Origin of the sequence: Chitinophaga cymbidii, assembly GCF_007992715.1 — a bacterium.
Classification (GTDB): domain Bacteria; phylum Bacteroidota; class Bacteroidia; order Chitinophagales; family Chitinophagaceae; genus Chitinophaga; species Chitinophaga cymbidii.
On record NZ_BKAU01000004.1, the window covers coordinates 592,085 to 605,314 of the forward strand.

9 protein-coding genes are annotated in these 13,230 nt (G+C 54.6%); 7 read left to right on the forward strand and 2 right to left on the reverse strand.

Annotation, left to right across the window (positions count from 1 at the left end):
• Positions 1–120: 120 nt before the first annotated feature.
• Positions 121–1,470 (reverse strand): Gfo/Idh/MocA family protein, encoded by a 1,350-nt coding sequence (locus tag CCY01nite_RS18625; RefSeq protein WP_146864951.1) that lies wholly within the window; start codon positions 1,468–1,470, stop codon positions 121–123.
• A 54-nt stretch (positions 1,471–1,524) separates the two neighbouring features.
• Between CCY01nite_RS18625 and gloA2 the strand changes: the two genes are divergently transcribed.
• The 4 genes from gloA2 to CCY01nite_RS18645 all read left to right on the forward strand — a co-directional run bounded on the left by gloA2 (position 1,525) and on the right by CCY01nite_RS18645 (position 5,200).
• Positions 1,525–1,914 (forward strand): SMU1112c/YaeR family gloxylase I-like metalloprotein, encoded by a 390-nt coding sequence (gene gloA2 / locus CCY01nite_RS18630; RefSeq protein ID WP_146864953.1) that lies wholly within the window; start codon positions 1,525–1,527, stop codon positions 1,912–1,914.
• A gap of 155 nt (positions 1,915–2,069) precedes the next feature.
• On the forward strand, positions 2,070–2,792 hold the full coding sequence (locus tag CCY01nite_RS18635) for a rhamnogalacturonan acetylesterase (RefSeq protein WP_146864955.1): 723 nt from the start codon (positions 2,070–2,072) through the stop codon (positions 2,790–2,792).
• A complete protein-coding gene (locus CCY01nite_RS18640) occupies positions 2,793–3,758 on the forward strand; it encodes a pectinesterase family protein (RefSeq protein ID WP_146864957.1) in 966 nt (321 codons plus the stop codon).
• Between the two features lie 5 nt (positions 3,759–3,763).
• The gene (locus CCY01nite_RS18645; protein WP_146864959.1) at positions 3,764–5,200 is read left to right on the forward strand and encodes a glycoside hydrolase family 28 protein; all 1,437 of its coding nucleotides are present in this window, start codon (positions 3,764–3,766) and stop codon (positions 5,198–5,200) included.
• Between the two features lie 129 nt (positions 5,201–5,329).
• Here the strand turns inward: CCY01nite_RS18645 and CCY01nite_RS18650 are convergent, their stop codons facing one another.
• A complete protein-coding gene (locus CCY01nite_RS18650; protein ID WP_146864961.1) occupies positions 5,330–6,142 on the reverse strand; it encodes an MBL fold metallo-hydrolase in 813 nt (270 codons plus the stop codon).
• 83 nt (positions 6,143–6,225) lie between these two features.
• Between CCY01nite_RS18650 and CCY01nite_RS18655 the strand changes: the two genes are divergently transcribed.
• The 3 genes from CCY01nite_RS18655 (at position 6,226) to CCY01nite_RS18665 (ending at position 13,143) form a co-directional block, all read left to right on the forward strand.
• Positions 6,226–8,346, forward strand: a complete 2,121-nt coding sequence (locus CCY01nite_RS18655; protein ID WP_246129976.1) for a type IA DNA topoisomerase — start codon at positions 6,226–6,228, stop codon at positions 8,344–8,346.
• Between the two features lie 216 nt (positions 8,347–8,562).
• On the forward strand, positions 8,563–11,544 hold the full coding sequence (locus tag CCY01nite_RS18660) for a SusC/RagA family TonB-linked outer membrane protein (RefSeq protein WP_146864965.1): 2,982 nt from the start codon (positions 8,563–8,565) through the stop codon (positions 11,542–11,544).
• 18 nt (positions 11,545–11,562) lie between these two features.
• A complete protein-coding gene (locus CCY01nite_RS18665) occupies positions 11,563–13,143 on the forward strand; it encodes a RagB/SusD family nutrient uptake outer membrane protein (protein ID WP_146864967.1) in 1,581 nt (526 codons plus the stop codon).
• Positions 13,144–13,230 lie beyond the last annotated feature (87 nt).

A 13,230-nucleotide genomic window follows, 5' to 3' on the forward strand; every position in this document is an offset into this window, starting at 1 on the left:
GCGTCGCGCAACGAAAAGCCGGTATACGATTTCACATACCGGCTTCTTAATGCGGTTATCGGCGCATGTTTACTGGGTCGCCGGATGCTCCCACAGCGGTTTATCAGCGCATCGGTGTTTCTACAGGGACGCTGCCGGATGCTCCCATGGCTGGCGGTACGGCCGTTGCAGCAACGCCGTGGCCTGCGGGTCGCCCACAATGATCCGCTTTTGCGGATCGTAGACCAGTGCCCGGCCGGTTTGCATGGATAGATTGGCGAGAATGCAGCTGGCCGTGGAAATGTGCCCTTCTTCAATATCCGCCACCGGCCGTCCGCCGGTCTCGATCGCTTTCAGGAAATCCAGCATGTGCAGGCGCGTAGCGGGGGCCGCATTCAGCTCGATATCCCGCTCTTTCAGATCTTCGGGGTATTTTTCTTTTTCATATACCACGTCCCCGTGAATGGGTTCGCCTTTGCCTTGCGGGATGAAGTCGTATGACATGGTGCTGGCCTTTAGCGTTCCCTTCTCTCCGTACAATGTAAAGGCCCAGGGATATTTCGGGTCCGCCGGCGTGCCCCAGCTGCGGTGCTGCCAGACGCAATTAAGGTTGTCGTATTCAAAAATGGCCGTCTGCGTATCCGCAATATTCGATTTTCCTTCCGTCTGCAAATAAATACCACCGGTGGAGGTAATGCGTTTGGGCCAGCCGAGCTGCAGCATCCAGCGGACAGTATCCAGCATATGTACGCACATGTCGCCCATGATGCCGTTGCCGTATTCCATGAAAGTGCGCCACCAGCGTTTGTGCGGAATCCCGTCGTATGGCCGCAGCGGCGCAGGGCCGGTCCACATTTCATAGTCGAGGAAATCCGGCACCGGTTCCACAGCGGGGTTGCCGTTGGCGCGCATGTGGTAATAGCAGCACATTTCCACATGCGATATTTTACCGAGCATGCCGGTATCTACAAATTTCTTTTTGGCTTCGATGAGGTGCGGGGTGCTTTTCCGCTGCGTGCCCACCTGCACCACGCGGTTGTATTTCCTGGCGGCGGCCACCATGGCTTCGCCTTCCAGCACATCCACGCTGATAGGTTTCTGCACATATACGTGCGCGCCGGCTTTCATCGCTTCAATGGCGGTGAGCGCATGCCAGTGGTCCGGCGTACCGATCAGCACAATATCCAGCTTGTTATCCGCCAGCATCTTGCGGTAATCCGTATACAGCTTCGGCTTTGCGCGGGATTGCTGCCGCTGGCTGACCATCTCCGCCGCGCCGGCCAGCATGTTTTTGTCCACATCACACAGCGCTACCACATTCACCGGCGATACCTGTATCAACCTGAACAGGTCGCTTTTGCCGTACCAGCCCGCGCCGATAAGACCTACGCGATATGTTTTTAACGGATCGGTGAAATCAAGCGCTTTTGCGCCGAGGGTGGATAATAACAGGGAAGCCGTAGTCCCTTTCAGAAAATGACGTCTTTGCATGAGTGGAATTTTCGTTAAACGCTCTTTAAGATACAATATTCTTAGTTTTGCGTCATGCTGAAACTGAATAAAGTACATCATATCGCTATTATCTGTTCAGATTACGAGCGTTCCAAAAGATTTTATACGGAAGTGCTGGGTTTTGATATCATGCAGGAAACCTTCCGGGCGGCGCGGCAGTCGTGGAAGCTGGACCTTTCCCTGCAGGGCGTTTATATCATCGAGCTGTTTTCTTTCCCCGATCCGCCGCCCCGCCCTTCACGCCCCGAAGCGCTGGGCCTGCGCCATCTTGCTTTTGAAGTGGACGATGTGGATGCCGCGGTGCATGCGCTGCAGGCAAAGCAGGTGAGCACGGAGCCGGTGCGGGTGGATGAACTGACCGGCAAGCGCTTTACTTTTTTTACCGATCCTGACGGTTTGCCGCTGGAGATTTATGAACGGTAGATGACATCGTTGCCGGGAACGATTGCGTAGAAAAATAACCCCCGATCTTTCGTTTAACCGAAAGTTCTGTTTAAGATTGTTGCAAAGGTTCCACTCAATAGCACACGTTATGATAGCAACCTTCGTTTTCCTGCACTGTAAAATACCTGTTGCTAATGAAAAGCATAGTATTGTTCCTGTTGTTGTCCCTGGTGGCCCCGCCCGCCAAAAAAAAACTTACGATCTGGATGATCGGGGATTCCACCATGTCCGTCAAGAGGCCGGAGGCTTACCCGGAAACGGGATGGGGTATGGCATTGGGCGCGTTCTTCCGCGATAATGTGCAGATCGAGAACAGGGCGCTGAACGGCCGCAGCACGTTGTCTTTCATCCGGGAAGGCCGCTGGCAGCCGGTTATGGACGGATTACATAAAGGCGATTATGTGCTGATCCAGTTCGGGCATAACGATGAGAAGATTGATAAAAAAGGCGTGGGCGTTATGTTGCCGGAATACAAGGCAAATCTTGCGCGGTTCGTGACGGAAGCCCGCAGCCGGAAAGCCATTCCCGTGCTGCTCACGTCCATTGCACGGCGGCATTTTGAGAACGGCGTGCTGCTGAACACCCACAAGGGTTACCCGGACGCGATGCGCGCCGTGGCGGACAGCCTCAAAGTGCCGTTGATAGATATGGAAAAAAAGACGATGGCATTGCTGACAGCACTGGGCGATGAACGCTCCATCCCGTTGTTCCTGCACGTAGCGCCGGGACATGAACATTACCCGAACGGGAAAAAAGATGATACCCATCTCAGCCCCGAAGGCGCCAGGGCTGTGGCGGCGCTCGCCGTGGAGGGCATGAAGGAAAACAAATTGCCGCTCACCAAATATCTGCGTTAAATGAAGAAACTGTCAGGCATTATATGTTTGCTGCTGGCCGCCCTTTTTGCGGCGGCGCAGCCGGGTTATCCGTCCCGGCTTACCGTGGCGAAAGACGGCAGCGGCGATTATACCACCATACAGGAAGCCGTGGATGCGGTAAGGGCGTATTCTCCCGTGCCGCTGACCATCCTGATCAAAAACGGCACGTACCATGAAAAGCTGGTGATCCCTTCCTGGGTGACCAATATCACCTTCACCGGCGAGAGCCGCGACAGCACCATTATCACGAATGACGATCATTCGGGGAAGGAAGTGAACGGCAAAAAGCTGAGCACTTTTAATTCTTATACCGTCTGGGTACAGGGCAATGACGTAACGATGGAAAACCTTACCATACAGAACACCGCGGGGCGTGTAGGCCAGGCCGTTGCTTTGCATGTGGACGGCGACCGCTTTGTGATCCGCCGCTGCAACCTGCTGGGCAACCAGGACACGCTGCTCACGGCGAATGATAACAGTTGCCAGTATTACGAGGACTGCCTGATCGCCGGCACGACCGATTTTATTTTCGGGCCGGCTACGGCGCTGTTCCGCCGCTGCAAGATCCGGAGCCTTTCCAACTCCTACATTACGGCGGCCTCTACCACGCGGAAGCAGGCATATGGTTACGTGTTCATGGATTGCAGGCTGGAAGGGAGCAGCGAGGCGGAGAAAGTATACCTTGGCCGGCCCTGGCGGGCCTACGCGCGGACTGTTTTCATCCGCTGTGAAATGGGGAAACACATACGGCCGGAAGGCTGGCACAACTGGGGTAAAACGGAGAATGAGCAAACTGCTTTTTACGCGGAATACGGAAGCACCGGAGCAGGAGGAAAGGCAGGTGGCAGGGTGCCCTGGAGCCGGCAACTCTCCGCAAAGGAAGCGAAACAGTACACCGACGTGAAAATATTCGGGGGTTGGAACCCGGCAAACATGGAAAAATGATCAGGATGAATAAAACAGGAATTTTAGTGGTTGCAGGCATGCTGCTGACTGTAACCGGCTTTGCCCAGTACTCCTGGAAGAACCTGCCCACAGCAAAGCAGCCCGTTTTCAGGAAGGATACGCTCAACATCCGTAATTACGGCGCGGTGCCGGACGGCGTTACGCTGAATACGGAAGCGATCAACAACGCGATCGCGGCATGCAGCCGCAAAGGCGGCGGCGTGGTGCTGGTGCCCGCGGGCCTCTGGATGACGGGACCGGTAGAAATGAAAAGCAATGTGAACCTGCATCTCCGGCGGGCAGCCACGCTGCTGTTCACGCCGGATAAAGATCAGTACCCGCTGGTGGAAGGCGTTTACGAAGGCCGGTCCGCCGCCCGCAACCAGTCACCCATCTGGGGGAACAACCTGCAAAATATAGCCATTACCGGTAGTGGCGTGATCGACGGGAACGGTGAAGTGTGGCGGGCGGTAGGTAAAGGCGAACTGACAGAAAGCGAATGGAAAAAGAAAGTGGCCTCGGGTGGAGTTGTTCGTAAGGATGGAAAGGAATGGTACCCGAGTGAGCAATACCGTGCCGCCAAAGAAGAGAATATGAGCATGTTGCTGACGCCGGGCAAACCGTTAAAAGATTACGCGGTGATGAAGGACTTCCTGCGCCCGAACCTGCTGGTATTTAACAACTGCAAAAAGGTGTTGCTGGAAGGCGTGACCTTTCAGAACTCTGCCGCTTGGTGCCTTCATCCTTTGATGTGTGAGGACCTTACCCTGCGCAACCTCCTGGTGAAGAACCCCGCGTACGCGCAGAATGGTGACGGGCTGGATATTGAATCCTGCCGCAACTTCCTGGTGGAAGGCTGCACGTTTGATGTTGGTGATGACGCTATCTGCATCAAATCCGGAAAGGACGAAGAAGGCCGGAAACGCGGCAGGCCCACGGAAAACGGCGTCATCCGGCATAACGTTGTTTACAAGGGCCACGGCGGCTTTGTGATCGGCAGCGAGATGAGCGGCGGCGCAAGGAACCTCTTCGTGCATGACTGCACTTTCATGGGTACCGACAAGGGGCTGCGCTTCAAGTCCACCCGCGGGCGCGGCGGCGTGGTGGAGAAGATCTATGCCAGGAACATTTTCATGAAAGACATTGTGCAGGAAGCGGTGTTCTTTGACCTGTACTACTTCGTGAAATTCGCGACGGACAGCGAGCGGGATGAGCGGCCGGTGGTCAACGAAGGAACGCCGGTATTCCGGGATATGGAGTTTGACAACATCGTGTGCAACGGCGCCAATAAAGCGATCTTCATCCGGGGGCTGCCGGAAATGCCGGTAAGCAACATCCGCATCAGGAACAGTGTTTTCAACACCACGATCGGGAAAGAGGAAACGGATACGAAAGATATTGTGCTGGAGAATGTTCGTATGAACGTTCCCGTTAAGCAGTGAAATTTTTTTGCGTTTTTATCAGAAAGGCGGTTGCCGAAATTTTCCTCCACCGTACAAGTGTGCGACGCAACGGCGGCTGATGGAAGCTGCCAAAGCCGGCCTCCCCCAAAACGGTTATGAATAATGCTGTCAGAACAAACGGAGCTGGCTTTGCGGATGTGGATTATTTCCCGGCAGCGTATTAATATGAAACACCTGCGTGGCCTCATAGCGGGAGGCCACCACGATCTGCGTGCCGTTGGCATGCTGCGTGAACAGCGAATGCACCAGGTCCGGCGAATTATTGTCTTTCGACAAATGGGAGAGCAGCAGATGGCTCATGTGCGGTGGGCGGTGCGCCTTGAACAGTTCCAGCGCCTGGGTGTTGGAAAGATGGCCTTTCCCGCCGCGGATGCGGTTCTTCAGGAAGTATGGGTAGCGGCCCTGTTCCAGCATCGTTTCATCGTAATTCGTTTCTAAAAAAGCGGCGTGGCACAGCCGGAAGTGATGAACGAGCTGTTCGCAGGGCAGGCCGATGTCTGTAAACACGCCGATCCTTGTATCCGTATGATTGCAGCGGATGATGAAGCTGTGCGGGTCGGAGGCGTCATGGTGTTTGGGAAAAGCGGTGATGTTGAGCTGCCCGATAGTTACCGGTTCGAACGCCCGGAAGGGCAGGACCTGTTGCAATTGCATGCCGCTATAGCTCAACGTGCCGTCTGTAATGTACACCGGCAGGCGGTATTTTTTGGAAAGAACGGGAATGCCGCGAATGTGATCGGTATGCTCATGTGATACGAATATCGCTTTCACCTTTTGCATGCTCAACCCGATGCGGTGCATGCGGCGCTCCGTTTCCCGGCAGGAAATACCCGCGTCAACAAGAACAGCTTCCTCCTCATTGCCGATGTAATAACAGTTTCCGTTACTGCCCGAGTTAAGTGATGTAATGAATAGCGACATCGATCTGCAAAGTAAAGGGATTTCCCCAAATTATCCGACCTTTGCTTCCTCGTATGAAAGTCTGTATAGCTGAAAAACCCAGCGTGGCAAAGGATATCGCTGAAGTGATCGGTGCGCGGCAGCGCAAGGATGGCTATTGGGAGGGGAATGGCTACCAGGTTACCTGGACCTTCGGCCATTTCTGCACCCTGAAAGAGCCGCACGACTATACGGAGCAATGGCGTTTCTGGCGGCTGGAAGACCTGCCGATGATCCCGGCCAGCTTCGGCATCAAGCTGATCGACAACGCCGGCGCGCTGAAGCAGTTTGCCGTTATAGAAGGACTGGTGCAGCAGAGCGAGGAAGTAATCAACTGCGGTGACGCGGGGCAGGAAGGCGAGCTGATCCAGCGCTGGGTGCTGCTGAAGGCGAAATGCACCGCGCCGGTGAAGCGGCTCTGGATATCGTCGCTCACCGAAGAGGCCATCCGGGATGGGTTCGCGCACCTGAAAGACGCGGCGCAATACGATAATCTTTATGCGGCGGGCAGCGCGCGCGCTATCGGCGACTGGCTGCTGGGGATGAACGCCACCCGTTTGTTCACCAAGAAATTCGCGCAGGGCAAGACGGTGTTGTCCATCGGCCGGGTGCAAACGCCCACGCTCGCGATGATCGTGGCGCGGCAGAAAGAGATCAACGCCTTTGTATCGGAAGAATACTGGGAGCTGAAAACGGTCTACCGTGATGTGGAGTTCACCGCATCTATCGACCGGATCAAAATACAGGACCGCGCTGCAAAAGGACTGGCTTACCTGAAGGAGCATCCTTTCGAAGTGACCTCATTTGAAAGAAAGGAAGGCAAGGAAGGCAATCCCCGCCTGTTCGATCTCACCGCCCTGCAGGTGGAGGCCAATAAAAAGTACGGCTATACGGCGGATGAAACGCTGCGGCATATTCAAAACCTCTACGAAAAAAAGCTGGTCACCTACCCGCGGGTAGATACCACCTACCTCTCCGAAGACCTGCATCCCAAAATAGAAGGCATTCTCCGCGATCTTACGCCTTACGCCCCGCTGACGGCCCCGGTGCTCGAGAAGCCCATTCCCAAGCTGAAATCCGTGTTCGACGACAAGAAGGTGACGGACCACCACGCCATCATCCCCACCGGCATGTACCCGGAGCAGCTGCACCTGGATGAAAAAAGAATTTACGACCTGGTGGCGCGCCGCTTCATTGCCGCGTTCTACCCGGAATGTAAGATCGCGAACACTACGGTGCTCGGGAAAGTAGGGCAGGTGCCTTTTAAAGTGACCGGCAAGCAGATACTGGAACCGGGCTGGAAGCTGGTATATGAGAACGATACCAGCGCGAAAAAAGAAGGAGAGGAGGAAGAAAAGATACTGCCTGTATTTGAAGCAGGGGAAAGCGGTCCACATGAACCGCGCATCCACCAGGGCAAGACCACTCCGCCCAAGCCCTTTACTGAAGCCACTTTGCTGCGCGCCATGGAAACCGCGGGCAAGCAGGTGGAAGACGAGGAAATGCGGGAATTGCTGAAAGACAACGGCATCGGGCGGCCATCCACACGCGCCAATATCATTGAAACCCTGTTCCGCAGGAAATACATCGAGAAGAAGAAAAAGAACATCTTCGCCACACAAACCGGCATGGACCTGATCGATACCATACAGTCGGAATTACTGAAAAGCCCCGAGCTGACCGGGCAGTGGGAACGTAAATTGCGGTTGATAGAAAAAGGGGAGTATGCGATGGAAACGTTCAAGCAGGAGCTGGTGCAGATGGTGATAGACCTTACACGGGAAGTGAAAACCGCCTCATACAAAGCGATCGCCGTTGCGCCGGAAGCGCCGCCGGTGGAGGAGAAGCCGCGGAAGAAGAAAGGCTCCGCATCTCCGCAGCAGCCTACAGACTCCACCTCTCCTCGGAAGCCTGTTGATCCCAAGACTCACAAACAGCCCTTCGATCCCGGTTCGCTAACCTGCCCCAAATGCAAAGCCCATCCACTCAAGAAGGGCAACACGGCCTGGGGCTGCGCCAACTTTTCCGCCTGCGGCTTTAAAATCCCCTTTGAGGCCGGTGGTAAAAAGCTGACGGACAAACAGCTGGCCGATCTCGTGCAGAAGGGCCGCACCGGCAAGATCAAAGGACTGCAAACCGGCACTGTGCTTGTGTTGAATGCGGCTTTCGAGATCGTTGCGGAATAGGCGCGCGCCTTTTATCCTGCTAAAATCCGATCAATATTCATCAAAAACGGTAACTACCACCGTTGATTATCCCTGTAATTTTAAGTGTTTATTTGATGGTTATTAATGAATGTAAACCGTTGATAGGATTATCAATGCTGATAGTCGCTGCCTGGAAATAACTGATCTCTGAATCGCTGAATATCCCATTTTCTCACCCGAAAAAACTACTTGCTTATGATACGTTTCATAAGGCAGACAGGCATCCTGTGCCTGCTAATGATCTCCACATGTTTATATGGCGCGGCTCCCGCCATTACCGTTTCCGGCACTGTTACCGACAAGGTCAGCGGTGATCCGCTACCGGGCGTATCTGTTCGTGTCAAAGATACACAAACAGGCGCCGTTACAGATGCAAAAGGACACTTCCGGCTGGACGTGCCGGGCAGTGCAAGCGTGCTGGTGATTTCCTTCACCGGTTATGCCACGCAGGAGATAACCGTTGGGAACCGCAGCAGCCTGCTTATTACGCTCGAAACTTCTTCTTCCAGCCTGGATGAGGTAGTGGTGATCGGTTACGGCAAACAGCGCAAGGGTGATGTGACCAGCGCCGTGGCCAGCGTGAAGCGGGATGATTTTGTGAAAGGATACGCGCGTGACGCGGGCCAGCTGATACAAGGGAAAGTAGCGGGTCTTGCTGTAGTGACCAGCAGCGGCGATCCCAACGCCACCACGCAGATATCGCTGCGGGGAAACAGCACGTTGATGTCTACCACAGAGCCGCTGGTATTGATTGACGGCATCCCCGGCGCATTGAATACCGTGCCGCCGGAAGACATCGAATCGGTGGACGTGCTGAAGGATGGCTCCGCCGCAGCGATCTACGGCACGCGGGGAACGAACGGCGTTGTGCTGATCACCACCCGGAAAAAAAGCGCGCGGCCCGCAACCATCAACTACGACGGGTATGTGAGCGTTCAGACCATTGCCCGTAAAATGGAATTCCTCGATGCGGAAGACTACCGCAGGCTGATCCGGGAGGGCTTTTTTGTGCCGACGGCGGATGAGAAATATGATTATGGCACTTCCACGGACTGGCTGAAAGAGATCACGCACACGCCCGTCAGCCACACGCATAACCTGTCCCTGCAAGGCGGGAACGGGCAAACCAACTATGTGGCGACGATCAACTACCGGCAATGGGAAGGGCTTTTTAAACGTTCGAAAAACGAGCAGCTGACGGGGCGTGCGGACATCAATCACTCGATGCTGGACGGCAAGCTCAAAATGAACCTCAACGTGATCGCCCGCAACCGCGTTTATTTCTCCGCGCCGAACTATGCGTACATCTACCGGCAGGCTATTATCCGCAACCCGACGGACAGCGTGTACGACTATGCCGGTAAATGGAAGGAAGATCCCAATGGTTACTTTTATGATAACCCCGTCCGCCCCATTTATGAAGTGGATGGCGAAAGCCGCGTGAGCGAAACGCGGTATAACGGTAACGTGGTCTTTACGCCTGTCCGTGATCTGAACATCAAGCTGCTGTTGTCTTCTGTTAAATCTTCCAGCGTAACGGGCTATTTCGAGACCTTTGACCACAAGGCGTCCGAAACGAGCCGCCGGAAAGGGTATGCTTCCCGCGGTACGTCCATCGTCCGCGATAATATGATGGAGCTTACGGGCGATTATTCACGGTCCGTGCAACGGCACAAGTTCACGGTATTGGGCGGTTACAGCTACCAGGACGTGACGTTCGAAGGCTTTTCCATGTACAACTCCGATTTTCCCACCGAGCTGTATACCTATAACCGGTTGCAGTCCGGCGACCAGCTCCGGCTGCAAACACAGGGCGAGGTAGGCTCGGGCATGTCCAGCTACAAGAACAACCACAAGCTGGCCGGTTTCTTCGGAAGGCTGAACTATGCGTGGGACGACCGTTATCTGCTCATGTTGTCCGTCCGCCACGAAGGCTCTTCCAAGTTCGGGCGTAACTATAAATGGGGCACATTCCCCGCTATCTCGGCGGGGTGGCGCATCAGCAAGGAATCTTTCCTGGCGGGCAGCGGGTTCGTCAATGATATGAAACTCCGTGCAGGCTTTGGCGTTACAGGCACCGTGCCCACCGATCCTTACCTTTCGCTGATCAGCCTGAACTACGACGGCGCCAGCCGCTTCCTGTACAACGGCACCTGGGTGCAGCCGCTGGTGCCGGTAAGGAACCCCAACCCGGACCTTCGCTGGGAAAAGAAAGAGGAATATAACGCGGGGCTGGATTTCGCGCTATGGAAAAGCAGGATCAACGGCAGCATTGACTTGTACCAGCGGGATACGCGCGACATGCTGTATAATTTCCCCGTGCCGGTGCCGCCTAACCTTTTCGGCTCTACGATCGCCAATGCGGGCAGGATGAGGAACCGCGGGGTGGAGGTGCTGCTGAATTATGATATCATCCGTACGAAAGATTTCGGGCTGACGAGCAATATCACCTGGTCGTACAACAAGAATACCCTGTTGTCCATTTCCAACGATCTGTACAAGACCACCAACGATTTCTTCTTTGCCGGTCACACGGGCGAGCCTATTCAGCTGACGACGCACCGCGTGCAAGTGGGGCAGCCCATCGGTGATTTCTACGGCTATAAATCCATCGACATCGATGAAAATGGTAAATGGATCATTGAAGGAGAAGACGGCAAGCCGAAGCCCATCGGCGAGGCGCAGCCGAATGACCGAAAAGTGCTCGGCAACGGCATTCCGAAACACACCGCCGGCTGGAACCTGGCATTCCGTTATAAGCGCCTGGACCTGTCCGTTAACATGCGCGGGCAGTTCGATTACCAGATACTCAACTTCCAGCGCCTCTATTACGAAAACCCCACCATCAAACAGTATAACATGCTGAAGACCGCTTTCCACAACGTATACGGCAAACGGCAGCTGGATAACCCGCTGGCATACGTTTCCTATTACATCGAGGACGGCGATCACTGGAAGGTGGACAATGTGACGCTGGGGTATAACCTGGACCTCGGCGCGGCCTCGTACCTCAAACAGGCAAGAGTGTATGCGTCCGCGTTAAACCTGCTGGTGATCACCGGCTACAAGGGCATCGACCCGGAGGTGAACCGCCTGGGCCTGGACCCCGGCAATGATTCCAGGGACAAATATCCGACTACACGCACCTTCACACTGGGTATCAATTTTACATTTTAATCTGAAAACAGATCCGATATGAGAACGATATATTTAACTGCGGCACTGACGATCCTGTTCTGCGGCTGCACCAACCTGGAAGAGGATGTGTACGACCAGGTACTCGAAACATCTTTCGAAGCCACGGAAAATGACCTGCCGTCCGTCATAGCACCGGCATATACGGTGATGCGCAACCTGTACATCGGCTGGCAGGGCAACTTTGACCTCCAGGAAGAATCCGCCGATGCGATCGTAACGCCGGAGCGCCCCAATGGCTGGTACGATGCGGGCACCTATCAGCGCATGCACTGGCATGAATGGCCATCGAACCAGTGGCAACCGCAGAACCTGTGGAACAACTGCTTCGCCGGCATCAATAATGTGAACCGCATTATTTCCCAGATAGAAGCCGGTACCATTCCCGTTACCAGCGGCAAGGAAAATGTGATCGCGGAGCTGAAAGCGGTGCGGGCCTTTTATTATTCCGTGCTGGTGGATACGCATGGCAATGTGCCCATCGTATCGGATTTTAACAACGCGGAGCTGCCGATGCAGAGCACACGGCAACAGGTATACGATTTTGTGGAAAAGGAGCTGCTGGATAATATGGAGCTGCTCAGCACCGAGGTTTCCAAAGCTACTTACGGCCGCCTCAACAAATGGACGGCTAAAGCCGTCCTTGCCCGTCACTACCTGAACGCGCAGGTATATACCGGCACGCCGCAGTGGGACAAATGCATCGCCGCCTGCGACGACATCATTGGCAGCAACAAGTACATCCTGGAAGCAAATTACAAGACCAGCTTCCTCACCAATAACGAAAATTCCAAGGAGATCATTTTTGCCGTGCCTTATGATGAGGTATTTGCCACGCAGAATTCCATCCACCGTAAAACGCTGGCCACCGCGCACATCAATGTGCTGAACCTGGCTGCACCCATGTGGGGCGGTAACTGCGCGGTGCCTCAGTTCATCAACACCTATGATCCGGACGATACGCGCCTGAAAGATACCTGGATCATGGGGCCGCAGTACAGCGTAACTACCGGCGCGCTGATACTGACCTATACGAAGAACGTGCCGAGCATTGAAGAAACAGGCTTTTTCGACGGCTACCGCATTGGCAAATACGAGATCAAGCCCGGCGCCAGCGGCGGGCTCAGCAACGATTATCCCATCTTCCGGTATGCGGATGTACTGATGATGAAAGCAGAATGCCTGCTGCGCAAAGGATTGGCAAATGACGCGGCCCTCCTGGTAACCGAAGTGCGGCAGCGCGCCTTTGCCACCACCAATGCCGCAAAAGCGACCGTCACCGGTGCACAGCTGCAACAGGGTAGCATATACGAATACGGTTACTGGCAGCCCAACGGCACCGTGGCGGACCCGGAAGGCGGGGCAGACATCCAGTATGGCCGCTTCTTTGACGAGCTGGGCTGGGAGTTTGCCGCGGAAGGGCACCGGCGGATGGACATGATACGCTTCGGGGTATTCTCCCGGAAGACCTGGTTCAATCATCGACCTAAAAATGACGGGAAAACGCGCTCACTGTTCCCCATCCCCCAGGAAGAGCTGGATAAAAATCCCAACCTGGATCAGAATGGGGATTATAAGTAAGGTATGTAGCCGTGTTTTAAGCGGCTACATATTTTAATTCCGGATAAATTATTTTCATTTATAATAAACATGATAAAAATTTATTAT